This is a genomic window from Ligilactobacillus sp. LYQ135 (assembly GCF_053711055.1).
Window position 1 is genome coordinate 178,691 of record NZ_JBSJYT010000003.1, and the last position, 26,829, is coordinate 205,519.

Here is a 26,829-nt window from a genome sequence, read left to right on the forward strand (position 1 = left end):
AGAATAAACCTGCTAGAAAGGAAGAAGCATATTGCATCAATTACCATTTAACCCATTTACATTAGTTAACCAAATCCTGTGGTCATTTATTTGCACACTTCCTGTAAGTACAATTTTAAGTTCTGCAATGGACAAAATGTATGAATTCAATTATTAATTTTTGGCACAGATTATGTGATGCATTTCAAAGTCAAAACAAAATGATGATGATAACATACATCTTATATAATTAAAATAGTTTAAATTTTTCTTTAAGGCATTGATTGTGAATGACAACTAGGGTAGTTCTATTAGAGGTCCCTAAATTTAAATTATACCTTTTACTTAAAGCTCTACAATATGTGGGGCTTTTAATTGACGGTGTATGTGTCCTATTTTTTGTTTTAAAGAACATCACCTTTGATAAAGTTGCCAAGCTTTGTAATTTAATGATATTTTATTGAGTTATCATTGATAATGAAATAGAATGAATAAACGCTCAATCCTAGTAAAGATAGGATGTTGAGCGTTTATTGAATATATAATAAAACACCATTGAATATTAACGTTCAATGGTGTGATATCAGTGTTTACCGTTATTTTTTGCCTTAATATTTGATACAAAAGTCACATAAAAAAAACTCAAATTTTAAATGAAATAAATTTAAAATTTGGGGGTATATTATTACTAAAAATAATAACTATTTTTGTGTAACATTAACTTTTTTTCCAGGACGTTGACGGAATAAGAAAACGCATGAAGTAATTAATAAAATAATTGAAAGAAGAGTGGGTAAAGTGGTTACTTCGGTTTCTGTTAGTATAAAGCAAATACTACCAAGTATTCCTAAAATTGGACCAGTCAGTTTAGCACCATGTTTATATGAAAGAAAAGCACAAATAGCGTTTAATACAATTCCAATCCATGATATTACATACATTACTTCAAGATTATTATAATGAAGAACAATATAAAATACACGATCAATACTAATAATATCTTTGACGATAAAAAAGGTAAATATGACAAGTGACCAAACTGCCATAATTGCAATACAATTAATAATATTGAAAATAGCTGTCCACGTATTAATTTTAAGTTTTTTATCCATGATAATAACTCCTAAATATAAATTATCTGATTTTTATTCTATCGGACTCAGACTATAATATTATATCAAATTTCGAATAAAATATAATGATAATTTGTAAAAATGGAACAATTTATTTTCATTAAGAATGAATTTTAGAAATTAAAAAGTTTTCTTAAATTTAATAAAGAGGAAAAAGAAAAAGCCAAAGGTAATCTTTGGCTTTTATTACTAAAAAATAAATCCTTCTGATAAAATCATCTTTTTAGGTACTTGTTGTTCAATTAAGATTTTTTCAACACTCTTCATCATAGGTTCAGGACCACACAAGAAACAATTAATTTTGTTATTATGCTGTAATTCAGGAATTGCTTCTCGCAAACTTTTTTCATTAAGATGACCTTTTTCAGATGTATTATGAATAATGATTTTAACATTAGGATGAGTATTTAGTAGTTGTTTAATTTCTTTATTAAACACTGCTTCATTGTCAGAATGAACACTCCATAAAAGATAAGCTTTTCTATTAGCAGGGAGTGAGTTTAATAATCCCAAGCATGGAGTTACCCCAATCCCACCTGCAATTGTCAAAATTGGATAATCATTACTAGGTACAGCAAAATGGCCAAATACACCTTTGATTTTAATAGAAGCTCCTGGTTTTACGCTTGCTAAACGTTTGGTGAAGTCTCCATATTCCTTAATTCCCAAAGTAATTAAATTGTCATTATCTTCAGTTTTAACTACAGAGAATGGATGATATTCATTAATTTTAGTAAAAGGAGCATTAATGAATATAAACTGACCACTCTTAACATTTACTTTTTTACCCTTACTATATTCGAGAACAAGTCTATATGTAGTACTATTCATTTTTTCTAATGATTTTACTTTGTATTTCGGAGCTGCGAGTTTTTTATATATTCCATAATATAGGTATAGGAATTCAAAGATAGTAAAGTAACCCACAAAGAAGCACATAAATCCTGAAAGTTGATTAAATTTCGGAATCAAATACACATGTAAAAAAATAAAAACAACGATTAAGGGTGCAAATGAATGGATTAATAAATTGAATTCTCGATTAAACTTTAAGGTTGCTGCAATTTTGCGAATTACATCGACAATTTTATTAATTCCAGGAATAATCAGCGATAAAATTTGATTCGAAAGAAAAATTAGTGCTAAACACGTGATTGCAATGGAACTATAAAGTGCAATGTTCCCAAGTGTTCCAGCAATTCCATGTAAATGACTTAAGGAGTCATGCATCAAAGAAAAAACTACAGCAAAAATTGCCATAATTCCATGAATGAAGTATAGTTTCTTCAGTTCAATTTTATGCTCAATCCACTCAGGACGTAATCCTAAAATAGAATCAACTATAAATAAGCAGTATGCTAATTCCCCAAATAAATATTTAATTTGCATTTTTCCTAACACGTATAGGGGAATCATCATTATAATAGGAAATATTACTAAAAATATCATTGTGGTATTCTTAGTTTTATTTTTCATACTATCACCTCATAAATTATTTAGAACTAAATAATGATACATGAATATGATCGCTAAATCTAGTAATTTATATAAATTAAAAATTGTCATTTAAAAGAAAGTGTGTCATTCTATTTTATGTGAAAATATAAAAGAGATGAGAGAATGAAAAAGGAAAGACTGGTTTCTTTTACGGATGCAATTCTTGTAATTATCATGACAATTTTAATATTAGATTTAAAAGAACCATTTTCACTTACATTATCAATGGGCATTGCGAAATAGTTATTTTGTTTATACATTATCATTTTTTTGCTTGGAACTATGTGGGTAGGATTCCATAATGAATGGCAATATGTAAAGCGGCTCTCTCCAGCAATAGTTTGGTGTAACCTGTTTTTACTTTTTTGGACATCCTTTTTCCATGTGTAACTAAAACTGTGAGTGAGCATTTTTATAATAAAACAGCTCAAGTAATGTTGGGGATAGCAGTAATTTTAACCACATTATGTAATTTATTACTAAGTTTCTTAATAAAAAAAGAAAATGATAATAAAAACTTGAACCGAATGATTGAGTATCATTTGAAGTAGCTTTGGATAGATTTTTAGTGAAAATAGTGGGACTAGTTATTGCTCTTACGATTTATCCGCCTGCAATGATGGATAGTGTATTAATTACAGCTGGATTAATTGCAATTCCTGCTCATCTTTTAGAAACTAAATTTTTTAAGTAAATTACTAAAAAAGTCAGCATTATGCTGACTTTTTGTGATTTATTAATCTTCTTCAAGATTAGCAAAATTTTTAGATTTTGATCCATATTTTTGCAATTGAGTAATATCTTTTTTTAAGTTTGCATTCTTATAAATTAGATAACGAATTGTTGTTAGTAATCCAATAATTACTATAACAAGTGATGATACAAGAATTCCAACGGGGGATGTAATCAGTGCTAAATTTTCCATAGTAAGATTTTTCCTCCTAAAATATCTAAATATAATGTAAATAAAAAAATATTAATGAAGCATAACAATACTTTCTCCTCTGAGTATACGAAAATCAAAATAAATAATCAATAGTGTAAGCATAAAAATTGTTGCTAAGCATCAATTTTTGATAAAATTAAATTCTCCCATAGAAGGAGGATAAATAATGTTACATTAGATTTGGATTATAATCGTTGGCACACTCATCGGCGCAATTGCTGGATGGATCATCAGACAAGGTGGTTCAATGAACGGTTTTATCGATATTGTTGCCGGACTTATTGGCTCATACTTTGGAGAGCTAATTCTAGGTTTCCGAGGATGGAAGGTAGCAGGAATGACGATTTTTCCTTCGGTAATCGGAGCGGTAGTATTAGTTGCTAGCATGTTATTGGATTATTGCAAAAAATTTTTAATTAAAAATTAGGTGTTATTAAATAGATATTGTGGGGTAAAAGATGCATTAATTTGCATCTTTTTTATTTAAAAGGATTTACAAAAAGGGCACTTTTGATAAAGTTTAATTGTTTGTTAAAAAACAGGTGATGAAAATATATATAAGTGTGAATATAGAAGATGATTGCATATGTTCTGAATGGAATCATATGAATTTTCAGGAACATCTTTAGTAACAACAGTTCCTGCACAACTACTGAGTTTTTACCGATAGTAACACCTGAAAGGAAAGTTACATTTCCACCTAACAAAACATTATCTTTGATAATAATTGGATGTGTAATTTCTAATCCGAAATTTAGAATTTCAGCATCTAAAGGATGTCCAGTGGTAAAAAGATTAACCCGTGGGCCAAATATGACATTGTTTACAATCATTACTTTGGCACAATTTAAAATAATGTAGTCAAAATTTGCATAAAAATTATCGCCTATCTCAATATTAATTCCATAATCACAGCGAAAATTTGGTTCAATAAAGCAATTTTTACCAACTTTTCCAAACCATTTTTTGAAAAAGTCTGCACGTTGTTTTGAATCAGTAAATGAAACTTGATTATATTGTTTCATTAGTGTATGTGCTTTTTGACGCATATTTACTAAGTTAATTTTACCTGCATTATATAAATTTCAATTAATCATATTATTAAAATCCATTGACATAATAGGTTATCTCCATTTATTTTTATAAATTAATTATATAAGATGTTACGTTAAAACTTAAATAATTATTAAGAAAGTGTATAGAATTTATGTAACACAGTCAATTATATTAAAATCATATTCGGCAAGTATTTTTCTTTGGTTGGGAAAGGAGAAAAATACAATGAAGAAACTTTCTAAGTTGCTTCTAAGTATTGCAACAGTTGTTTGTTTTGTATTGGGCATGCAACAAACAATTGAAGCTAAACAAATTGATGTTAGTGGTTTGAATGCAAATGATGCAGTTGTTGTTAATTCTGACGGTCAAGTAGTAGATCCAAATACTGCACCAGGCACTCAATTTAATGTGAAGTATGAATGGTCCATTCCTGATAATGTAAATGTTTCTGCTGGTGATACTGCAACGGTTACGTTACCAGATGGTTTAGTAGCTTCCTCAACTGTAACTGGCGATATTAAATTATCAGATGGTACAGTGGTGGGAACTATTTCAATTCAACAAGGATCAAATCAAGGAACCATTACATTTAATAATGCACTTCATAATACTTATGGTAAGCATGGTGTTTTGACAATTTCTGCTACTAAAAAAGATTCTTCATCTGGGAATTCACGCGATTGGATGGTCAATAAAACTGGGTGGATTGATCAAGGTTCGATGCAAGGTGGAGCACCAACAAAAATTTACTGGGATGTAGTTGTTAATCCAGATAGTGAGAATTTAAAAAATGTTGTTGTAATTGATACTTTAGGACCAGGCCAATCTTTTGATGCAAATAGTGTAGTTGTTCATTCAATTAAATATGATCAAAATGGTAATTCTCAACAAATCGGTGTGATAAATAACGTTAAAACAACGGTAAATGGTGATGAAATTACGTTTGATTTAGGTGATATTTCAGGCCCGGTTGAAATCACATATCAAACGACTATTAATAGCTTAGATCCCAATGGTTCAAATATATGGGAAAATTCAGTTAAAGTAACTGGAGATGGAATTTCTGGAAGTCGTACGAACTATGCCACAGTATCATGGGGAGCTGGCGGGACAGCTGATAGTTATGAAGGTAAAATCGAAATTACTAAAGTTGATCAGGCCGATCATAGTAAATTTCTTCCAGGCGCCGTTTTTGAGTTAAAAGATTCTTCGGGTGCAATAATTCGTAATGGGTTAACTACAAATAGTAATGGTAAAATAAACATTGATAATTTGCCAGATGGTACTTATGAATTAATTGAAGTTCAAGCTCCAGCTGGATATGAACTAGATTCTACTCCAATCACAATTGAAATTAGTAAAAAGGCTCAACATGATGCTGATGTAACTGTAACTAATAAAGCTACAAAGCCAGGTATTAGTAGTTCATCAAGTTCAGCATTATCATCAAGCTCAAGTAGCGCAGTAGCAAGTTCGTCAAGTTCAGTGCTATCATCAAGCTCAAGTAGCGCAGTAGCAAGTTCATCAAGTTCAGTGTTACCGTCGAGTTCAAGTAGCGCAGTAGCAAGTTCATCAAATTCAGTGTTACCGTCGAGTTCAAGTAGCACAGTAGCAAGTTCATCAAGTTCAGCGTTACCATCAAGCTCAAGTAGCGCAGTAGCAAGTTCATCAAATTCAGTGTTACCGTCGAGTTCAAGTAGCGCAGTAGCAAGTTCATCAAGTTCAGCGTTACCATCAAGCTCAAGTAGCGCAGTAGCAAGTTCATCAAATTCAGTGTTACCGTCGAGTTCAAGTAGCACAGTAGCAAGTTCATCAACAAGCTCAGCGTTACCATCAAGCTCAAGTAGCGCAGTAGCAAGTTCATCGAATTCAGCATTGCCATCAAGTTCAAACAAGAAGTTGTCAGTGAGCTCTTCGAAGCAGCAAAGTTTAGACAATTCAACAAATGGATTATCATCTAGTGTGAATAAGTCAGAAGTTAACTCATCTGTAAGTACTGCTAAATTAAATCAAGGTGGACAAGTTAACGTTGCTGTTAAAAATGGATCTAGTAAATCAAATAGTAGTTCAAGTTCACAATCTAAATCCGTGTTACCTCAAACAGGTAGTGATCAAAAAACTGGACTAAAATTAATAGTAATTGGAGTTATGTTACTAGTAATTACAGGGATCGTATTAGTAAAGCGTAAAGAAAATTAATAATACTATTTTTAAGAAAATACTTGCCGTATTGTTAGGGTTAAAGTCGTCGTTTTAGACGGCTTTTTTTAAGCGTAAAATTTGAATCTAGAATTCAGCGAATATAAGATTAAATTAATAAAATGTTGAGTTTTAAGGAAGGTGGTTGTGATGAATAATCATCGATTAATTTTTAATATTAAAGATTTAGAATTTATAAAGAGAAATTACGTGGGCATTTATATTCTCCTAAAATCAAAATTAAAATTTTATAATAAAGAACAAAAAGTTTGGCAAACAGAAAGCAAAAATGATTTTCAAGAATTATGGAATAGATTTACCTTTGAAATTGGCAAAGCAACATCTTCAAGTGGGAAAATTTCAGCTAAAGGTCAAAGATTACAAAAAATATGGAGTCAAGCTTAATTAAAAGAAAATCTGGATGGGTAGTAAAAATTAAAACCATACAGGTTTTTTATTTTTAATCATAATAATTGATATTGCGCAGTTTTATCAATTATTGTATTCTAATATTAGAATATAATTAAAAAATGCTTAGGAGTGAAGAGAATGGAGTCAAAAAAAACGGAGGTTAAACTTAAACGCTCAATGTCGGCTGGTCAACTAGAAATGATTTCCTTAGGGGGAGCAATTGGAGTTGGATTGTTTATGGGATCAACTTCAACAATTAAGTGGACTGGTCCCTCAGTAATTTTAGCCTACGCATTAGTAGGTGTTTTACTATACATAATTATGCGGGCATTAGGCGAAATGCTGTATGTTAATCCAGGAACAGGATCATTCGCAAGTTTTGCTACAGAATATGTTCATCCAATGGCAGGATATTTGGCTGAATGGTCTAATGTGATTGAATACATTATTGTTGGGATGAGTGAAGTTGTTGCTGCAACTGAATATTTGAACTATTGGTGGCCAAATCTACCCGATTGGTCTGCAGGATTAGTTGTAATTTTCATGTTAACGGCAGCTAATTTACTTTCCGCTAAAACATATGGTGCTCTTGAGTTTTATTTTTCAATGATTAAAGTAGTAACTATCATTTTGATGATTATTTTAGGAATGCTTATTATTGTATTTGGAATTGGACATAATGGAATTCCAATCGGATTTAGTAATTTATGGAGTCATGGAGGATTTTTCCCTGGTGGCTTTAAAGGATTTATGTTCTCATTAGCAATTGTTGTGGGATCATATCAAGGAATCGAATTACTTGGGATTTCTGCAGGTGAAGCTAAGGAACCAAGAAAAGCCATTGTTAAATCAGTTAAGTCAGTTATTCTTAGAATTTTGATTTTCTATGTAGGTGCCATTTTTGTCATTGTAACAATTTACCCATGGGATCAACTAGGATCAATTGGATCACCATTTGTTGAAACATTTGCTAAAATTGGGATTACAAGTGCAGCTGGAATTATTAACTTTGTAGTTTTAACGGCAGCAATGTCTGGTGCTAATTCTGGAATTTATAGTTCAAGTCGCATGTTATTTAAGTTATCACATGAAGGCGATGCACCTAAATTTTTAGGAAAACTTTCTAAAAGAATGGTTCCAAATAGAGCAATTTTGGCAATTTCTTTTGGAATTTTACTTGGATTTATTCTAAATACTATTTTAGCAGCTGTTAATAAATCAACTGCAAATCTTTTTGTTATTATTTTTAGTTCTAGTGTTCTTCCAGGAATGGTTCCATGGTTTGTAATTTTATTGGCAGAATTACATTTTAGAAAGAATAATCCGCAAATTATGGAAAAGCATCCATTTAAATTACCGCTATATCCGCTTTCAAATTACATCGCATTAATTTCAATGTTAGTTATTGTGATTTTTATGTTTATTAATCCGGATACACGAATTTCAGTCAGTGTAGGAGCCGTTTTATTAATCGTATTAGTGGTTGTTTATATTTGCAGACATGGTTTAAAAAATCCAAAATCTGATTCAAATTCAGATATGGATACAAATTAACTTTGCATGTATTATATTTGTTAATGGATGCAAAACGTTATATTATGAAAATGGTTGAGGGAAATCTTTCGTTCTAGTAGGAGAGTGAAAGTAATTCAACTGAAGTCTTCGTTCCTCTAAGGAAAGGAACGGAGCTTTTTTTATTTATATTTAAATGTAAATAAATTTGTTAAAAATAATACTTGACAAAAAGAATCATATTTTATAGACTAGAAAAGTACTCGTAATTATATTATGGAGGATTACCCAAGTCTGGCTGAAGGGAACGGTCTTGAAAACCGTCAGGTCGGGGCAACTCGGCGCGAGAGTTCGAATCTCTCATCCTCCTTTAAATTGTTTAAAATAAAAAAACGCCTACTAGCGGGCGTTTTTTATTTTAATGATTGTATTCTTTTAAATTTACTGATATAATTTCCTTTGTTATGGAGAGTTGGCAGAGTGGTAATGCAGCGGACTCGAAATCCGCCGAACCGGCAATAACCGGCGCGCAGGTTCAAATCCTGTACTCTCCTTTTAAATGAATCATATGCTTTAATATAATACGCAAAAACGCCTAAAAATAGGCGTTTTTATTTTTTATGAATCATATGTTTTAGTATGTTTTAAAAATTTTTGTGCACACTTTGTGCACACTCCATGTTTAATTTATCTAAACTAGATGAAATTAAATCATCGGTTCGTGTCTTAAATTCATCAATTAAATATGAGTAAATTCTGGTTGTAGTAGTTATATCTGAATGGCCTAATCTTTTTGCAATGGCATAAATGTCAATTCCTTCTGTAAGTAGGCGACATGAGTATGTCTTAAACTATGGAAATGAAAACCACGCTTATTTATACTAATTTCACTAAGACAATCTCTTAATGTTTTATTAACTGCGGAAGAAGTAGGATAGTACCATATTGATTAATGAATACCATTTTTTGTTTATTTGCTTTAAATTTTTGGTGTCTTGATACCTGGCAATTTATTATAGAATATATATTTGAATTAGTTGTTAATTTAGTTTAATTTTCTTATTAAATTCGTATATGCATAAACTAGATATTAATATTATTGGAATGAATGCTAATGATAGTACTGCCCATGAACTTGATGAACCACTACTATTAATATTAGGTTGGAAATCGACTAAACTATGTATTAATACACAAGTCCAAATTCCATTAGTTTTCAATCTGATAAAACAAAACATCAAGCCTATAGCAATCGCATAAAAGATTTGTTGGAATGTCGTGTTAAAAGATTGATAAGATAAATTTGATAGATGGAAAAGTCCAAAAATTATTGAAGAATATATAGAAGCTTGTAATAAACTATATTTTTTATTTTTTAATAATTGTGAAAATCCATCAAATAACAGTAAACGTACTAAAAATTCTTCAAAAATACCTGCACTTAACGCGATAACAAGACAATTAGCAATGTTTAAAAGAGAACTACTAAAAATAGTTTTAATATTGCTGATTGGATGTACTATAATTGTAAAAAATAAAATAATTAATATTAAAAAGATGACATTTATAATAGGCGTTTTTGGTTTGGCGTCATCTTTTAATATTTTAAATGTTTTAACATATTTAAATATTAAAAGTGACATAATTGTAATAAAGATAAGAACCATTAAATTTCCCAATATACCTTTTATCATTGATAGAAAATAGTCTACTAAAAGGTATACTAGATAAATTACAAAGGATAGTAATATTTTTTTAATAGCAGAAGTTTGTTGAATTTTATTTGGTAACATACTATTAACCTCCGTTTTTTATTTTTCCTAGCTTTTAACGTCATCAAGGATTGGACATTATATTATCTAAATCTATTTTTTCCTTGCTTTAATTTTGAGAGCTATTATATTATTGTCTTCGTTGTTTAAGTTGATATTGCAGCTTTAAATTTTAAATGTTATCCAGTGTAGATTGTAGTTTTCTAATTCTGACATATCTTTATAAGATTGATAATTTGATCCCAATAAGTCGTCAAATTGATTATTTTTTATTATAGCAAACACGTAAAACTCATAGAAGATAAAATATTGGAAGAAATGGGATTAAATAAAGATAAAAAATGTAAAAGTGACAAATCAACTTAAATAATCAGGAATTAATAGTGAGATTTTTAATTCTATATTTTCCATTTTGAAAAATATATCAAAATTAGCTAAAATAGGAATATTAATATTGAAGCGAAAAGAGGGATTATATATGGAAAGCTGGTTATTTCTATTTTTAGTGTTAGCAATTGCATTATTTGGGAAAAATAGTTCATTAATTATTGCAACAGTAGTTGTAATAATTCTGAAGTTACTTCCATTTACTAGCAAACTAATGGAAACTGTCCATGGTAAGGGAATTAATTGGGGAGTTACAATTATTTCTATTTCAATTTTAATTCCAATTGCTACTGGTGAAATTACATTTACTGATTTAGTAAACGTCTTTAAATCACCAGGTGGATGGGTTGCGATTGCCTGTGGGATTTTAGTTGCAATGCTTTCAAAATGGGGAGTTAACCAACTATCAGTTTCTCCTCAAGTTACAGTGGCATTAGTTTTTGGAACAATTGTTGGAGTTGTTTTCTTCAAAGGGATTGCGGCAGGTCCGGTGATTGCAAGTGGAATTACATATGTGATTATAACGCTTTTGCATCTTAAGATTTAGAATAGGTAGGTAAAAATGTTAAAAGATATTCTTGCACATAATATAACAGCAACAGTCACAGATGAAAATGATAAATATATTTTTGCTCAAAATGAGGGCCTTACATTCAAGCTTGATAAAAAAGAATTATTAAAAATGCCTAAAATGGGTTCTAAAATTTCTGGATGGGCATATGAAAATGAAAATCATGAATTACAATTGACTAAGAATTCTCCTAAAAGTGGCATTGATAAATATGCTTGGGGAACAGTAGTTAAAGTTCAACATAATTTAGGTGTATTTGTTGATATTGGTTTACCCAATAAAGATATAGTTGTTTCAATGGATGATATGCCAGCATTACCAAATCTATGGCCAACTAAAGGAGATCGTTTAATGATCAGCTTAGTTGTAGACGATAAGGACCGAATTTGGGGTAAATTAGCAACGGATTCAATGTTTCATGGTGCCAGTGATAAAGCTGGTAATGAAATGAAGAATAAAAATGTAACAGCGACAGTTTACATGCTTAAATTAAATGGAACTCATGTGATTACAGATGACTACCAATTAGGCTACATCCATCCATCTGAACGAGAAGAAGAACCTCGGTTAGGAGAAGTTGTAAATGCACGTGTAATTGGTGTAAACTCACGCGGAGAACTTAATTTATCATTAAAACCACGTGCTTTTGAAGCAATTAGTGATGATGCACAAATGATCTTAGCAGCATTACAACATTCACCAAATAAAACTCTTCCATATACGGATAAAAGTAGTCCAGATGGAATTAAAGCATATTTTGGAATTAGTAAAGGTGCTTTTAAACGAGCAATCGGGCATTTAATGAAGGCAGGTTTAGTTCAACAAAAAGACGGAATGTTGATTTTTAATGAACAAAATTAAGGAATTGTCAACTTTTATTAATTATGGTACATTACTTGAAAAGAGAGAATTGCGTAAGAGGAAAGTGTAGTAGGAGATTTTTGAAGCATGCTAGTAAAATACAAAAATGATTATAAAAAAATAGCAATGGGACTACTATCATTTATTCCAGATTTAAAAGATTTTTCACGACTCGAAGCTGAAATTAAATGGTATCAAGAAGATGATAGTCGTGCTTTATATTTATGGAAAAATAATAATAGCGATTTTACAGGAATCATTGGGATTGAAATTAGTGATGATATTATTATGGTTCGTCAAATTGCATTATCTCCATCTGAACGAAATAAAGATTTATATTATAAAATGTTAGATGAGTTAGCTAATTTATACCCTGAACACAAAATGATGGGTAGTCTTGATGTTGCTGCAATAATCACTAAATGGGAGCAACGAAATGAAATTCAACAAAAACAATCTAACTGATGATCAGTTAACCTTTAAAGTTGAAAAATTTGAAGGTCCATTAGATTTATTATTGCACTTAATCAAGCAAAATAAAATGGATATCTATGATATCCCAATGGCTGAAATAACAGATCAATATATTAATTATTTACATCAAATGCATAAATTAAAGCTTGATGTTGCAGGTGAATATTTGGTTACAGCTGCGATGTTAATTAATATCAAAAGTAAGATGCTTTTACCTACTGAAAAAGAGGAGATTACAGATGAAGATGAAATGTTTGAAGATCCGCGAGAAGAATTAGTCCAACAATTACTTGTCCATCAAACATTTCAAGAAGCGGCTAATCAAATGCAAACATTAGCACATCAACGGCAACAATTATATGCACGTGATCAAGCTGAAATTCCTGCAGATGCATATATTGGAAAATTAAGTGACGAAACAATGTCTGCTGATTTATTACAACATGCATTTGCTCGTATGATTGCACAAAAACAAGTTTCAAAACCAATTCAAAGAAAACTTGAAACTGAAAAGTACACAATTAAAGGTGAGATTAAACGAATTCGTCATCAAATAAGTCAAATTCAAGAGCCAATTCGGTTTGAAAGCTTATTTAGTGAACACGTTGAAACCGAAGAATTAGTAACTACTTTTTTAGCACTGTTGGAATTAGCTAAACAAGGCGAGTTAGTAGTGATGCAATCAATTCAATTAGGTCCAATTATGTTAGAGAAGGGAATTTAAAATGCTATCAAATCAAGCGAAAATAGAAAGTTTGATCTTTGTAAGTGGAAATGAAGGGATTACAATTACAGAACTTTCGCACTTATCTGGATTACTTAAACCAGCAGTTAAAGATCAAATTGCTCAACTTCAACATAAGTATAAAAATGATTCTAGTTGTAGTTTTGAATTATTACAAGCAGGCGAAAGCGTAAAAATGGTTACTAAAAAGCAATTTGCCTCGCTTATAAAAAATTACTTTGAAGCTCCAGCAACCACTACACTTTCTCAAGCTGCAGTCGAAACATTGTCGATTATTGCATATAAACAGCCAATTACGCGCGTTGATATTGAAGAAATTCGTGGTGTAAAAGCTAGTAGTATGATTCAAAAGCTCTTGGCTTTAGAGTTAATTAAAGAAGATGGGCGGTTAAATGTTCCTGGACGACCAATTTTGTACAGTACAACAGATGAATTTCTTGATTATTTTGAATTACATTCTCTTGATGATTTACCACCACTTCCAGATGAAAAGAATGATGATAGTGAAGATAATGAGCAAGATTTGATGGAATTATTTGAAAAAACCATTGAACAGGAGGATTAAAGTTGGCTGAAAGATTACAAAAAATAATGAGTCAAGCAGGAATCGCTTCACGAAGAGCAAGTGAGAAGTTGATTTTAGCAGGAAAAGTTAAAGTCAATGGGAAAACAGTAACCACACTAGGAACTAAGGTTACTGGCAATGACGCGGTTGAAGTTAATGGAAAGTTAATTGAACAAAAGGAAACGAAAGCCTACTTTTTATTTTACAAACCACGTGGAGTAATTTCGGCAGCTAAAGATGATAAGGGACGCAAGGTAGTAACTGATTACTTTAAAAATATTCCGCAAAGATTATATCCAGTAGGAAGATTGGATTATGATACTTCCGGTTTACTTATTATGACAAATGATGGTAAATTGGCAAATATGTTAATGCATCCACGTTATAAGATCAATAAAACATACGTTGCCAAAGTAAAAGGGATTCCAAGTAATGATGAACTAAAACAACTAAGATTAGGAGTTCGATTGGATGCAAAACATAAATCAGCTCCAGCAAAAGCACGGATTATTTCTTCAAATAAAAAGAATAATACTGCAATTGTTTCATTAACTATTCACGAAGGCCATTACCATCAAGTGAAGTTAATGTTTGAACGAATTGGTCATCCTGTGAAAAAGCTTAAACGTGAAAAATATGGATTTTTGACATTAGATGGACTAACTGCAGGACAATATCGTGAATTGTCACATAATGAAATTAGAAATCTTGAGAGATTAGTTAAAGGTAGATAATAAAATTATATATTTTAAAAGCGAAAATAATGTGTTATACTTCTAGTAAATAAAATAATAGTTTATGTATTTTCAAGGCAGGGTGTAATTCCCGACCGGCGGTAAAAGTCCGCAACTCCGTAAGGATTGAATTGGTGAAAGTCCAATACCGACAGTAAAGTCTGGATGGGAGAAGATACTTTATTTAGCTATATTCCGAGTATCTCCTTCTAAGTCAATTAGGAGGTTTTTTTAATGGATAAATCAACTAAAAAGCTAGTACTAGCAGCAGTTTTAGGAGCAGTTTCTTTTATTTTAATGTTTATTGCATTTCCAATTATTCCAATTGTTCCATACATGAAATTAGATTTCTCAGATTTAGTTATATTGATCGGTGCATTAATTTATAACAAAAAAGAAGGGTATGTAATTTTAGGAATTAAGGAAATTTTATACTTACTTTTTGTCGGTCTATCGCTTGCTAATATAGTTGGTGTATTAGCCGATGCACTTGCTGGTTTTATTTTAATCAAGATACTTGGTGATAAAATTTTGGCTAGTAATTGGAAATATTTAATAATTAAAGAAACTTTAATATTATCAATAACAATGAGCTTAGCCAATGCATTCATTTTATTGCCTATATATACAAATGTAATTGGAATGAAATTAACATTTCCAATTTGGAAAATAGTGCTTATTGGGGTGATCCCTTTTAACATTATTAAAGGCATTATAGTAGGATTGTTGTTTAGATTGGCAGCTCTCAAAGTTAAAACTCAACTATAGTTAGAAAAAAGACTGTAATTTTTGTTACAGTCTTTTTTCTTTAAATAATAATTATTTATATTTTTTATAAACGTTTCTTTTTTTCTCTATTAAAATCAAAAATGATCCAAATTAATAATGCAATAATTCCAACAATTAAAATAGTAGCAATAGTATTAGCTAGTTCAATTTGGCTTGCAGTCGGATTATTACCGAAAAATTCTTGGATAGAATCAGGTAAACCTTTTAAGTTAAGGAATGTCAATAAAATAACTGAGAACCAACCAATAATTTTAACCCAAAGTGAATTTTTAAATGGTCCCATTTCTTCTTCACTATTAGTTAAAAGAAGTAAAGGTAACATTGAAAAAGGAAGGGCAATTGCAAGGAAGACTTGTGAATCATTCATTAAATTATTTAGTGCTTCATGTTGATTCAAAGTTGACATTCTTGCAGTCATTGAAACACAAATTAAAACAGGGATAACTGAAATTAAACGGGTAATTAATCTTCTTGCCCATAAAGGAATTCTTAAATGAATAAATCCTTCCATAATTACTTGCCCAGTCAATGTACCTGTAATCGTTGAGTTTTGTCCAGATGCAAGTAATGCAATTGCAAATAATGCAGATAATGCACCAGTTTTAGCAATACTAACTAAAACATGATTTTGTAACATTGAAGTGTCTGATAAAGCTTGATACAATCCAAAGAATGATGGATCTTTGACAGCACCAGTTTTGAAAACCGCTACTCCCATTACTAAAAGTAAAGCATTAACAACCAATGCTACAGATAATTGAATGTTTGAATCCCAAGCTGAAAATTTAACTGCAGTAGCAACTTCTTCTTCATTGTTATGATCAATTTCACGGGTTTGAGAAATTGCTGAATGAAGGTACAAATTATGAGGCATTACTGTTGCCCCGATAATACCTAAGGCACCTTGAATTGGGGTCATTCCATTAACAACTGGCTTACTTGAAAAAGTTTCAGCTGTTGGAATAATTCCCCGAACAACTGCTCCCCAATTAGGATCAGAGAGGGCAACTTCATAAACAAATACAAATAAAATTACCATAATAAGTGCAACAACAAGTGCTTCGATTTTACGGAATCCAACCTTTGTTAAGGCTAATAATAATAAGACATCAAATACGGTTATAAAAACTGCAACGATTAATGGAATTCCAAACAATAAATATAGCGCAATGGCTGCACCAATAACTTCAGCAATATCTGTTGCCATGATTGCTAATTCAGTTAATATCCATAAAACGATTCCCAATGATTTGCTAGTGCGTTGTCTGATTGCTTGGGCCAAATCAGTTTGAGTAACAATTCCTAATTTTGCTGCCATGTATTGTAATAACATTGCAATAAAACTAGACATTAAGATCACTGACATTAGTAAATATTGGAAATTTTGGCCACCTGTAATTGAGGTTGACCAGTTACCAGGATCCATATATCCTACGGCAACTAATGCTCCAGGTCCTGAATAGGCTAATAAAGTCCGCCAGAATCCTTTTCCTTTTGGAACCTTAACAGTGCCATTGATTTCTGATAATGAAAGATCACTATCGCCATCAACATGCTCGATAAGCTTATGATGCTTATCTCGTTTCTCCGTGTTTACCACATCGAAAACCACCTTTCGCTTTGATTACAATAGGTATTATACTCTTATTTAAGTAGAATTAATAGTATTTTTAGGTATGCCCAACAATTAACTAGATAAAAATATGCGTAAACTCAGCTATGTAGGATATAATAAACTTATTACAATTTGTCTAGTAAGGAAGTGAATTACTTGATTGAATATTTATTGAGATTTTTTAGTAAAACCCAGCCAAGAAAAGCAAGTGTTTTAAGACAAATCTTAATCAATAAAAAAACTGGTTCAGTATTATATTGGGCTTTCAGATACGATTATTTAGATTATTTAAATCTTTATCCTCAATTAAATATTATTGAATATAATCAATCAATTGATTTGCTTATAAAAAAAGGGTATCTGAAGAAAACTTCTGCAGGTGAAATTTTAACAAATGAAGGCGCCAATCAATTAAAGCATTTTTCAAAACGTCATTATTTTATTGAAAGACCAGATTTATTTCAACGGTATGATTATGAATTATGGAATGCGATTTTTTTAATTTTAGTGCAAGTAGCCTCGGAATTTAGTTATCATAACCATCAATATTATGTTGCAAGTGAAAACTTACAAGCACAATTTTTAGTAAAAAAGTGGTTAGGACACTTTGGATTTGAAACATTAAAAGGTGAAATTCAAAATTTACTATCAGCTTTTTTGGATAATCAAGTTGAACTAAAAGCAAATGTGTTTGCAGCAAAATTAATTGGTCATCAGCAAAATGGATTGACTAACCAACAAATTGCAATTCAATTACAATTAGCAGAAACTGATGTTGAATTGATCTGGCGAGATTTATCGTTGCAATTTGCAGATTTTTTAATTAATCAAAACACTCCACTAAAAAAATTAGTAGAAATGACACAGCTATCTGGAATTTTGTCTAATAGTATCTATGAAACAAAGCGACTATTTAGTCTTGGACTTAATGTTGAACAAATTAGTTTCAAAAGACACTTAAAGGTAAGTACAGTTGAGGAACACTTGATTATTTTGGCGATTAGTGACGTTCATTTCCCATTTAATCTTTTTTTATCAACTGATGAAATTGAATTTTTAAACAAAGTATTTAAAACAACAGATATTGATAAGTGGAGCTATCGCATCTTGGCAAATCAAGAAAAAAAAATTCCGTTTATTAAGTTTCGTTTATATGCAATAATGAGGACACATGATGAAAGAAGAAAATCTATATAAAGTATTACAAGAATATTTTGGCTTTTCAAAATTTAAAGATGGGCAAAAGGAAACTTTACTTAACTTACTACAACAGCATTCAACTTTATCGATTTTGCCAACAGGAACAGGCAAATCGCTGTGTTATCAATTTTATGGTAAGTATACTAAGCAAGCAGTTTTAATTATTTCGCCATTAATTTCATTAATGCAAGATCAAGTAGAACAAATGAAATATAATAAAATTTCAAACACAGTTGCATTAACTTCAAAATTAAGCGGGAATGAAAGGGATTATGTACTTAAACATCTTAATCAATTTCAATTTATATTTGCATCTCCTGAAATTTTACAAACTGCATATATTTTCAATCGAATTAAGCAAATTAATATTGGATTAATGGTAGTAGATGAAGCTCATTGTATTGCTCAATGGGGACCTGATTTTAGACCAGATTATTTATTATTAGGAGAAATTCGTAAAAAATTAAATAATCCATTAGTTTTAGCCTTAACAGCAACTGCTACCCCTGATGTTGCTAGTGAAATTAAAAAGCGGTTAAACTTTACTTCAAATGACGTTGAAATTCGTTATTCTGTTGATCGTTCAAATATTTATCTTACAACTGAGATTTTATCATCAGCATCTAAAAAAGATGAACGCTTACTTGAATTAATATCTCAAATTAAAGGTCCAGGACTAATCTATTTTTCTAGCAAACGCAAGGCCGATGAGATTGCTCAATTAATTAATCAAAAAACAAGTTTAATAGCAGCATCGTATCATGCAGATCTAAATATTGAAGATCGTTTTTCAATTCAGCATCAATTTATTGATAATAAATTAGATGTAATTTGTGCTACTAGTGCTTTTGGAATGGGAGTTAATAAAAAAGATATTCGTTATGTTATTCATTACCATTTACCTGGAGATCTGGAAAGTTATGTGCAAGAAATTGGACGAGCTGGACGTGATGGTAAACAAAGTATTGCGATTCTACTTTATGCGAAAGGCGATGAAGAGATTCAACGCCAAATTCAACTAGGGTCAATTCCAAATGATCATGAAATCGACTACTATTATAAAAATCAAAAATTACTAGAAAATATCCAAGATGAAAACTTATTACCACTAAAAACATATATATCATTAGGAGTTAATGAAAATAATTTGCAAAATTTTTTTGCTAAACGCAAAGAAGATAAAAATAAAGCACTTTTTCAAATGTTACGATATGTGAGCACAGATGGATGTAAAAGACAATTTATTTTAAATTATTTTCAAGATCAAAAATCAATTAGGCATTCTGAAAAATGTTGCCAAAATAATGGGCGGTATGATCTAAATAAGTTAGCATTAGAATATGTTAATTCCAGTAAAAAAGAAGTAATTTCAATTATGCCATATCAACAAAGATTAAAAAAAATATTTCATATCGAATAATATTAAACAATTTTTTATAGATATTTCTGACTCACTTGTGGTAATATAACTTAGGATATATTAGATATGGGGTGTAATTTTGAGTCAAAAAAAAGCAAATGACCATTCAAAAAAACCTTGGGAAAATACTTTTGAAGAAGAAAAAGATGACCAAGGTAACTTGTCTAGAACCGCAAGAAGGCAACACACAAAAAATAATACAACGTTAACAACGTCTTTATTGATAGTTTTTATTGTTATTATTATTGGAGTGGTAGGTCTCTATTTTTTATCGCAGAAAACGGCTAAGCAAAATACAACTAATAGTGACAAAATAGAAGTTGTATCATCTTCAAAGAAGAAACATTCTTCATCAAAAAAGAAAAAATCATCTAAAAAAGAAAGTAAGAAGAGTTCTAAATCAAGCTTAGTCGTTGAAAGCAGCTCAAGTAATCAAGTTGTTGAAAGTAGTAGTGCAGTAGTTTCGCAAGCTACTTCTCAACAAACAACTGCAAGTTCACAATTTCAAACGCAAAGTAGTACTACTGCTACAAGCGGAAACTATGCCACAGTTCAAGCTGGTCAAGGAGTTTATCGGGTTGCAGTAAATAATGGATTAACTGTTCAACAGTTAATTGAATTAAATCCAGGACTTACATCAAATACACAATTGTCTCCTGGACAGAAATTACGTATTAAATAAATTTTTTAAACATTTAAGAGAGGTTGTAATTCCAACCTCTAATTTTTTTGAAGAAACATGATAGGAGAAGAACATGGATAAAATTCAAGTTGCAATTGATGGACCTGCTTCTGCAGGTAAGAGTACGGTTGCTAAAATCGTTGCCAAAAAATTAAAGTATATTTATTGTGATACAGGGGCAATGTATCGAGCAGTGACATATGCAGCAATTAAAAATGATATCAAGTTAGATGATGATCAAGCATTGAAAAATCTTTTAAATGAAATAGAGATTAAATTTGTCCCCGCAGAACCCGAACAAAGAGTGTTCGTGAATGATGAAGAAGTTACCCGTGCAATTAGAACTCCTGAAATTACTAATAGCGTTTCACTTGTATCTGCTCAACCAAGTGTACGTGCAGAGTTGACATTTCGGCAACAAGAAATTGCTCAAGCAGGCGGAATTGTAATGGATGGACGTGATATTGGGACCACTGTACTACCTAATGCTCAAGTAAAAATCTTTTTAGTTGCAAGTGTTCATGAACGTGCCATAAGACGGTTTAAAGAAAACCAAGAAAAAGGAATTGATACACCATTAACCGTTCTTGAAAAAGAAATTGAAGAACGTGATTACAAAGATTCTCATCGTGAAATTTCGCCATTGACACAAGCAAAAGATGCAATTTTGGTAGATACAACTTCCTTAAATATTGACGAAGTTGTTAACAAAATTCTAGAAATTATTAATGAGAAGGTAAATGTCAACTAAAATCGGCAATAATACTGGAAATATTTATAAATATCAGTTAAAATATTAAATAGAGTTAGTCGTTAAGGAGGACACTGTCCATGAGTGAATCAGAAAACAAGGATTTATTAGAAGCTTTAAATAGCGTGAAAGTAGTAAATGTTGGCGACGTCGTAAAAGGCGAAGTTTTAGCATTTGATGAAAATAAGCAAGTTATCGTTGGTATTGAAGGAACAGGTGTTGAAGGCGTAGTTCCTGCCCGTGAACTTGGCATTAAGGCAGACGAAATTGAAGACAAAATTAACGTCGGCGACATCTTAGATTTAGTTGTAATTTCTAAAATTGGTTCTGACAAAGAAGGCGGTAGTTTCTTATTATCACAACGTCGCTTACAAGCTCGTAAGGTTTGGGATGAAATCGAAAGCAAATTTGAAAAAGGCGAAACAATTACAGCACCTGTAACACAAGTAGTTAAAGGTGGTTTAGTTGTAGATGCTGGTGTGCGTGGATTTATTCCTGCTTCAATGATTTCAGATCGTTATGTTGAAGACTTAAACCAATATAAAGATAAAGAACTTAATTTAAAGATTGTTGAAATCGAACCAAGTGAAAATCGCTTAATTTTATCACATAAAGAAGCTGCTAAAGAAGAACGCGAAATGAAGCGTAAAGAAGCAATGGATAAATTAACTGCTGGTGAAGTAGTTGAAGGTAAAGTTGCACGTTTAACAAACTTTGGTGCTTTTGTAGATCTTGGTGGTGTAGATGGTTTAGTACATGTTTCAGAAATTTCATATGATCATGTTAACAAGCCTTCAGATGTATTAAAAGTAGGACAAGATGTTAAGGTTAAAGTATTAGATGTTGATGAAGAACATGGCAGAATTTCATTGTCAATTAAACAAACATTACCACAACCATGGGATGAAGTTGGCGAAAAAGTTGCCGAAGGCGATGTTCTTGAAGGTACTGTTAAACGCTTAACAAGTTTTGGTGCTTTTGTTGAAGTAATGCCTGGGGTTGAAGGATTAGTTCATATTTCTCAAATCTCACACAAACACATTGCAACTCCAAATGATGTGTTAGAACCAGGTCAAAAAGTTAAGGTTAAAGTATTGAGCGTTGATCCAGCTGCTCATCGTTTAGCTTTATCAATCAAAGCTTTACAAGAAAAACCAGCTGCTGAAAAGAAAGCTCCTAAAAAAGAAGACAATAATGCTAAAAAAGTTGAAATCCCAGAAGAAGAAACTGGCTTTACTTTAGGTGACATTATTGGCGATGAATTAAAAGATCAACAATAATTAAACTTAATAATGTTTATTAATGAATGAGGCCATGACAAATGTCACAGCCTCATTTTTGTGTTATTAACGAAATGGAGGGAAGATAATGGCAAATCCTATTGTTGCAATTGTTGGTCGTCCTAATGTAGGAAAGTCAACAATTTTTAATCGGATTGCAGGAGAACGAATTTCAATTGTTGAAGATACTCCTGGAGTAACACGTGACCGGATTTATACTCATTGCGAATGGCTCGGTAAAAAATTTAATATGATTGATACTGGTGGAATTGACATGGGTAATGAACCATTTATTACCCAGATTAAAGAACAAGCTGAAATCGCAATTGATGAAGCTGACGTAATTATTTTTGTTGTAAGTGCTAAAGAAGGTGTTACTGATGCTGATGAAAAGGTAGCTAAAATTCTATATAAAACAGATAAGCCAGTATTTTTAGCTGTAAATAAAGTCGATAATCCTGAAATGCGTAATGAAATTTATGATTTTTATTCTTTAGGATTTGGCGATCCAATTCCAATTTCAGGAGTACATGGAATTGGAATTGGAGACTTACTTGATAAAGTAATTGCTGCTTTTCCAACTGATGCAGATCAAGTTGAAGATACTAGCATTAAGTTTAGTTTTATTGGACGGCCAAATGTTGGTAAATCTTCACTTGTAAATGCGATGTTAGGTGAAAATCGAGTAATTGTTTCAAATATTGAAGGAACTACTCGTGATGCAATTGATACAAAGTTTAAAACTGCAGATGGTACTGAATATACAATGATTGATACAGCGGGAATTCGTAAAAAAGGAAAAGTTTATGAAAATACCGAAAAATATTCAGTTTTACGTGCAATGCAAGCTATTGATCGTTCAGATGTTGTTTGTGTCGTTTTAAATGCTGAAGAAGGCATTCGAGAACAAGATAAACACGTTGCAGGATATGCACACGAAGCTGGACGTGGCGTTATTATTGTAGTCAACAAGTGGGATACATTGAAAAAAGATAATTATTCAATGAGTAACTTTGAAAAAACAATTCGTCAAGAATTTCAATATTTAAGTTATGCTCCAATTGTTTTTGTATCAGCAAAAACGCATCAAAGATTAAATACATTACCTAAATTAATTAAAGAAGTAAATACTAATCATGAACGAAGAGTATCATCTTCAGTTCTTAATGAAGTGATTTTAGATGCAATTGCACATAATCCAACTCCAAGTGATAATGGGAAACGTTTACGAATTTATTATGCGACTCAAGTATCAACTAAGCCACCTACATTCGTAGTCTTTGTAAATGATCCTGAATTAATGCACTTTTCATATGAACGTTTTTTAGAAAATCAAATTCGAGCATCATTTAATTTTACCGGTACACCGATTCATTTAATTATAAGAAGAAGAAAATAATTATTAAACGGTTACAAAGTATCTAATTTTATTTAATTTATCATGAAAACCCTTGTTATATTGGGTTTTGTATGCTATCTTAATTATTGAGCAATGATTTGTTAGTCATTGTGTCAATCATTAATTTGATATTATATAACATGTTTTATAACAACTGTTATTTGTTCGAGGAGGTGGAAACACATGGCAAACAAAGCACAATTAATCGAAAAAGTTGCTGAAAAAACAGGTTTGACAAAAAAAGATGCTACAACAGCTGTTGATGCAGTATTTGGTTCAATCCAAGATTTCATGGCAAATGGCGAAAAGGTTCAATTAATCGGCTTTGGTAATTTCGAAGTACGTGACCGTGCAGCACGTAAAGGTCGCAACCCACAAACAGGTGCAGAAATCGAAATTCCTGCAAGCAAGGTTCCAGCATTTAAGCCAGGTAAGGCACTTAAGGATGCTGTTAAATAATTACCAATGAACCTTTTAAGACTGTGATGATTGTCGCAGTCTTTTTTTATGTTAAAATATGAGGATAATTTCAAATTAAAGGAGCGACATAAATGACATATGCTGAAAAAACGCTTGATTTGATTGAAAACGGACAAATTGAGGAGGCTAAAAAAGCATTTAGTTGGTCTTTACGAAAAGACAGTGATGATATGCTTTATAGTCTTGCAGAAGAACTTTATTCATTAGGATTCACTTCAATGGCCAAGCGTGCATATCAAAAGTTATTAGAACGGCATCCTAATGCAGATGAATTTCGAACTTCCTTAGCAGATATTGCAATTGGTGAAGGTAATGATGATGAAGCACTAAGTTATTTAGCAGCAATTAAACCTGACTCAGATGCTTATTTAGAAAGTTTATTGGTTGCTGCAGATTTATACCAAACTCAAGGAATGTTTGATGTAAGTGAACAAAAATTGTTAAAGGCATACCAATTAGCTCCAGATGAGCCAGTTATTCAATTTGCATTAGCAGAGTTATATTTTGACATCAAAAATTATCGTAAAGCAATTAATTTGTACATTGCTTTAGTCAAAGAAGGAATTACAGAGTTATCAAGAGTTAATTTGGTGCAAAGATTAGGTGTTTCCTATGCTGAAATTGGAAAATTTGAACAGGCCTTAGGATATTTGGAACAAATTCACGAGGAAGATATGGAGGATGATACAAGTTTTCAATTGGCATTTACTCAATTAAAATTAGGTAATGATGATGAAGCATTAAAAGAATTGAAAAAATTAAAAGAAAAGTCGCCGGATTATGCAACTTTATATTCAGCATTGGCTGAAGTTTATGAACATCAAGGTAACTTAAAAGAAGCATTAATTACATTACAAGAAGGTATGAGCGTAGATGAGTTTAATTTGCAATTATATATTAAAGCTGCTCAACTTGCGCAAGAACTTGGTAAAGTTGATGATGCAAAGCATTACTTGACTATAGCCTTAAAACAAGATCCAGACAATCCTACAGTGATTTCTGAACTAAGTCGTTTATTTATCAGTTTAGGAAACCATGAGGATAATATTAAATTACTTAATACCTATTTGAAGGATAATGAAATTGATCCTTCATTTTACTGGTTACGTGGTAAATCATATGCAATGTTAGATGACTATGCCCATGCAATTGATGATTATAAAGCAGCATTAAAAGATCTTAGCAATTCTGAAGAGTTCTTACGAGATGCTGCTGTATTTTTCAAAGGAGCAGGTTTACGTCAAGTGGCTCTTCAATGTGTTGACCAGTATTTAAAAATTAATCCAAATGATTCGGAAATGGCTGAATTGCAAGAAGAACTTTTAGATCAATAAACTTAATATAAGTAAAAGAGCAATGACAATGATGTGCACCCCAAATCTTGGACAAAATAATTCAAGATTTGAGGTGTTTTTTATGCGCTTTTCAAAGGAAGATATGTATCAAAAAGGATATGGGCATTCAAAAATCCAGGAATATTATCCTATTTCAAGACGACATTATATTTACTTGATGAAAATATTAAACCGTTATGGACACCACTTGGCTTGATAGGCCTCATCATAAGTGGAAAGAAGAAAAATTAGACGCCATTAGACGTGCATGAATCCTTTAAATCTGGGGTTATCTTCAACTAGAATGTTAGCTAATTGGATTAATGATTATCAAGAAAATGGTTATAATGTAATTAATAAACCAATAGGAAGACCGAAGGAAAAGACCATTACAAAACATAATCAAAAAACTTAAGAAAGAATTATTGTATCTAAGAGCGGAAAATACTTATTTAAAAGGTTGACAAACGAAAATCAGAAAAAGCAAAAATAATTGAACAACTTCGTTGTCAATTTCCATTAGCTGATCTATTAAAGATTGCCAAGATGAGTCGTTCGACATTCCTATTATCAATTATCTCATCAAAAAGATCGTCAAAATCATAAGGTTATGCACCAAATTAAGGAAATCTTTAACCAACATCATGGAAAAAATTATGGTTATCGACGAATAACGTGTGTATTACGTCGTAATGGTGTAATTATTAATCATAAGAAAGTAAAACACTTACTGTCAGTTATGGAATCATTTGGAAAGACAATTCATAAGCGAAATCGTTATAGTTCATATAAAGAAACAATTGGCAAAATCATAGATAATAAAGTTAAACGTCAATTCAAGGCAAACCAACCAAAGAAAAAATGTTATACCGATGTTACTGAATTTAAATTGCGTTCTGGAAAAAAAGGTTTACTCATCACCAATTCTAGATGGATGTAATGAAGAAATTATTGCCTATGATGTTTCAACTTCTCCAACACTACATCAAACCTTTAATATGTTAAATAAACTTAATTAATATGGATCATTAGATGAA

The 26,829-nt window shown here is 31.2% G+C and carries 26 protein-coding genes, 2 tRNA genes, 3 pseudogenes and 1 riboswitch; of the genes and pseudogenes, 24 read left to right on the forward strand and 7 right to left on the reverse strand.

The window, feature by feature from the left end; all coding sequences use genetic code 11:
* Positions 1-680: 680 nt before the first annotated feature.
* Both ACWCL1_RS04455 and ACWCL1_RS04460 read right to left on the reverse strand, forming a co-directional pair.
* A complete protein-coding gene (locus ACWCL1_RS04455) occupies positions 681-1,091 on the reverse strand; it encodes a hypothetical protein (protein ID WP_454545713.1) in 411 nt (136 codons plus the stop codon).
* A gap of 210 nt (positions 1,092-1,301) precedes the next feature.
* The gene (locus tag ACWCL1_RS04460; protein ID WP_454545714.1) at positions 1,302-2,588 is read right to left on the reverse strand and encodes an FAD-binding oxidoreductase; all 1,287 of its coding nucleotides are present in this window, start codon (positions 2,586-2,588) and stop codon (positions 1,302-1,304) included.
* A 144-nt stretch (positions 2,589-2,732) separates the two neighbouring features.
* Between ACWCL1_RS04460 and ACWCL1_RS04465 the strand changes: the two are divergent.
* Together ACWCL1_RS04465 and ACWCL1_RS04470 are read left to right on the forward strand one after the other, a co-directional pair.
* Positions 2,733-2,999 (forward strand): annotated as a pseudogene (locus tag ACWCL1_RS04465) (TMEM175 family protein).
* 178 nt (positions 3,000-3,177) lie between these two features.
* Positions 3,178-3,303, forward strand: coding sequence for a hypothetical protein (locus ACWCL1_RS04470; protein WP_454545715.1), 126 nt, complete (start codon positions 3,178-3,180; stop codon positions 3,301-3,303).
* Positions 3,304-3,345: 42 nt separating this feature from the next.
* On the opposite strand, the gene ACWCL1_RS04475 is transcribed toward ACWCL1_RS04470, so the two are convergent.
* Positions 3,346-3,534, reverse strand: a complete 189-nt coding sequence (locus ACWCL1_RS04475) for a hypothetical protein (RefSeq protein WP_454545716.1) — start codon at positions 3,532-3,534, stop codon at positions 3,346-3,348.
* A gap of 199 nt (positions 3,535-3,733) precedes the next feature.
* On the opposite strand from ACWCL1_RS04475, the gene ACWCL1_RS04480 reads away from it, so the two are divergent.
* Positions 3,734-3,982 carry a GlsB/YeaQ/YmgE family stress response membrane protein gene (locus ACWCL1_RS04480; protein WP_454545742.1) on the forward strand — a complete coding sequence of 83 codons (249 nt, stop codon included), beginning with the start codon at positions 3,734-3,736 and terminating at the stop codon, positions 3,980-3,982.
* 52 nt (positions 3,983-4,034) lie between these two features.
* Here ACWCL1_RS04480 and ACWCL1_RS04485 read toward each other — a convergent pair.
* A pseudogene (locus ACWCL1_RS04485) lies at positions 4,035-4,625 on the reverse strand (sugar O-acetyltransferase); the annotation flags it as partial.
* Between the two features lie 211 nt (positions 4,626-4,836).
* Here ACWCL1_RS04485 and ACWCL1_RS04490 point away from each other — a divergent pair.
* The 5 genes from ACWCL1_RS04490 (at position 4,837) to ACWCL1_RS04510 (ending at position 9,287) form a co-directional block, all read left to right on the forward strand.
* The gene (locus ACWCL1_RS04490; protein ID WP_454545717.1) at positions 4,837-6,810 is read left to right on the forward strand and encodes a SpaA isopeptide-forming pilin-related protein; all 1,974 of its coding nucleotides are present in this window, start codon (positions 4,837-4,839) and stop codon (positions 6,808-6,810) included.
* Positions 6,811-6,960: 150 nt separating this feature from the next.
* A complete protein-coding gene (locus tag ACWCL1_RS04495) occupies positions 6,961-7,215 on the forward strand; it encodes a hypothetical protein (protein ID WP_454545718.1) in 255 nt (84 codons plus the stop codon).
* A gap of 144 nt (positions 7,216-7,359) precedes the next feature.
* Positions 7,360-8,775, forward strand: a complete 1,416-nt coding sequence (locus ACWCL1_RS04500) for an amino acid permease (RefSeq protein WP_454545719.1) — start codon at positions 7,360-7,362, stop codon at positions 8,773-8,775.
* Positions 8,776-9,011: 236 nt separating this feature from the next.
* A tRNA-Ser gene (locus ACWCL1_RS04505) sits at positions 9,012-9,103 on the forward strand.
* A gap of 96 nt (positions 9,104-9,199) precedes the next feature.
* Positions 9,200-9,287, forward strand: a tRNA-Ser gene (locus tag ACWCL1_RS04510).
* 90 nt (positions 9,288-9,377) lie between these two features.
* On the opposite strand, the pseudogene ACWCL1_RS04515 reads toward ACWCL1_RS04510, so the two are convergent.
* Positions 9,378-9,702 (reverse strand): annotated as a pseudogene (locus ACWCL1_RS04515) (tyrosine-type recombinase/integrase); the annotation flags it as partial.
* A gap of 71 nt (positions 9,703-9,773) precedes the next feature.
* Complete coding sequence (locus tag ACWCL1_RS04520; protein ID WP_454545720.1) at positions 9,774-10,526, reverse strand: CPBP family intramembrane glutamic endopeptidase; 753 nt, start codon at positions 10,524-10,526, stop codon at positions 9,774-9,776.
* 457 nt (positions 10,527-10,983) lie between these two features.
* Between ACWCL1_RS04520 and ACWCL1_RS04525 the strand changes: the two genes are divergently transcribed.
* The 7 genes from ACWCL1_RS04525 (at position 10,984) to ACWCL1_RS04555 (ending at position 15,610) form a co-directional block, all read left to right on the forward strand.
* Positions 10,984-11,439, forward strand: a complete 456-nt coding sequence (locus ACWCL1_RS04525; protein ID WP_454545721.1) for a DUF441 domain-containing protein — start codon at positions 10,984-10,986, stop codon at positions 11,437-11,439.
* A gap of 15 nt (positions 11,440-11,454) precedes the next feature.
* Complete coding sequence (locus ACWCL1_RS04530; protein ID WP_454545722.1) at positions 11,455-12,324, forward strand: CvfB family protein; 870 nt, start codon at positions 11,455-11,457, stop codon at positions 12,322-12,324.
* An 87-nt stretch (positions 12,325-12,411) separates the two neighbouring features.
* The gene (locus ACWCL1_RS04535; RefSeq protein WP_454545723.1) at positions 12,412-12,789 is read left to right on the forward strand and encodes an N-acetyltransferase; all 378 of its coding nucleotides are present in this window, start codon (positions 12,412-12,414) and stop codon (positions 12,787-12,789) included.
* Positions 12,761-13,522, forward strand: a complete 762-nt coding sequence (locus ACWCL1_RS04540) for a segregation and condensation protein A (protein WP_454545724.1) — start codon at positions 12,761-12,763, stop codon at positions 13,520-13,522. The genes ACWCL1_RS04535 and ACWCL1_RS04540 overlap by 29 nt, the downstream gene beginning before the upstream one ends.
* Before the next feature lies 1 nt (position 13,523).
* A complete protein-coding gene (scpB, locus tag ACWCL1_RS04545) occupies positions 13,524-14,108 on the forward strand; it encodes an SMC-Scp complex subunit ScpB (RefSeq protein WP_454545725.1) in 585 nt (194 codons plus the stop codon).
* Positions 14,109-14,110: 2 nt separating this feature from the next.
* Positions 14,111-14,842 (forward strand): pseudouridine synthase, encoded by a 732-nt coding sequence (locus ACWCL1_RS04550; RefSeq protein WP_454545726.1) that lies wholly within the window; start codon positions 14,111-14,113, stop codon positions 14,840-14,842.
* Positions 14,843-14,906: 64 nt separating this feature from the next.
* Positions 14,907-15,023: riboswitch (FMN riboswitch) on the forward strand.
* Between the two features lie 53 nt (positions 15,024-15,076).
* On the forward strand, positions 15,077-15,610 hold the full coding sequence (locus tag ACWCL1_RS04555; RefSeq protein WP_454545727.1) for an ECF transporter S component: 534 nt from the start codon (positions 15,077-15,079) through the stop codon (positions 15,608-15,610).
* Positions 15,611-15,674: 64 nt separating this feature from the next.
* Here ACWCL1_RS04555 and ACWCL1_RS04560 read toward each other — a convergent pair whose 3' ends face one another.
* Positions 15,675-17,231: an Nramp family divalent metal transporter gene (locus ACWCL1_RS04560; RefSeq protein ID WP_454545728.1), complete on the reverse strand. Its 1,557-nt coding sequence runs from the start codon at positions 17,229-17,231 to the stop codon at positions 15,675-15,677.
* 171 nt (positions 17,232-17,402) lie between these two features.
* Between ACWCL1_RS04560 and ACWCL1_RS04565 the strand changes: the two genes are divergently transcribed.
* From ACWCL1_RS04565 to ACWCL1_RS04605, 9 genes are all read left to right on the forward strand, one after another.
* The gene (locus ACWCL1_RS04565; RefSeq protein WP_454545729.1) at positions 17,403-18,443 is read left to right on the forward strand and encodes a helix-turn-helix domain-containing protein; all 1,041 of its coding nucleotides are present in this window, start codon (positions 17,403-17,405) and stop codon (positions 18,441-18,443) included.
* Positions 18,421-19,866, forward strand: coding sequence for a RecQ family ATP-dependent DNA helicase (locus ACWCL1_RS04570; RefSeq protein WP_454545730.1), 1,446 nt, complete (start codon positions 18,421-18,423; stop codon positions 19,864-19,866). Before ACWCL1_RS04565 ends, ACWCL1_RS04570 begins: the two co-directional genes overlap by 23 nt.
* 79 nt (positions 19,867-19,945) lie before the next feature.
* On the forward strand, positions 19,946-20,548 hold the full coding sequence (locus ACWCL1_RS04575) for an SAG1386/EF1546 family surface-associated protein (protein WP_454545731.1): 603 nt from the start codon (positions 19,946-19,948) through the stop codon (positions 20,546-20,548).
* Positions 20,549-20,621: 73 nt separating this feature from the next.
* Positions 20,622-21,299 (forward strand): (d)CMP kinase, encoded by a 678-nt coding sequence (cmk, locus tag ACWCL1_RS04580; protein ID WP_454545732.1) that lies wholly within the window; start codon positions 20,622-20,624, stop codon positions 21,297-21,299.
* Positions 21,300-21,379: 80 nt separating this feature from the next.
* A complete protein-coding gene (gene rpsA, locus ACWCL1_RS04585; protein ID WP_454545733.1) occupies positions 21,380-22,579 on the forward strand; it encodes a 30S ribosomal protein S1 in 1,200 nt (399 codons plus the stop codon).
* Positions 22,580-22,667: 88 nt separating this feature from the next.
* On the forward strand, positions 22,668-23,978 hold the full coding sequence (der, locus tag ACWCL1_RS04590) for a ribosome biogenesis GTPase Der (protein WP_454545734.1): 1,311 nt from the start codon (positions 22,668-22,670) through the stop codon (positions 23,976-23,978).
* A 183-nt stretch (positions 23,979-24,161) separates the two neighbouring features.
* The gene (locus tag ACWCL1_RS04595) at positions 24,162-24,437 is read left to right on the forward strand and encodes an HU family DNA-binding protein (RefSeq protein WP_454545735.1); all 276 of its coding nucleotides are present in this window, start codon (positions 24,162-24,164) and stop codon (positions 24,435-24,437) included.
* A 92-nt stretch (positions 24,438-24,529) separates the two neighbouring features.
* On the forward strand, positions 24,530-25,792 hold the full coding sequence (locus tag ACWCL1_RS04600; RefSeq protein WP_454545736.1) for a tetratricopeptide repeat protein: 1,263 nt from the start codon (positions 24,530-24,532) through the stop codon (positions 25,790-25,792).
* 610 nt (positions 25,793-26,402) lie between these two features.
* Complete coding sequence (locus tag ACWCL1_RS04605; protein ID WP_454545737.1) at positions 26,403-26,732, forward strand: IS3 family transposase; 330 nt, start codon at positions 26,403-26,405, stop codon at positions 26,730-26,732.
* The last annotated feature ends 97 nt before the right edge of the window (positions 26,733-26,829 follow it).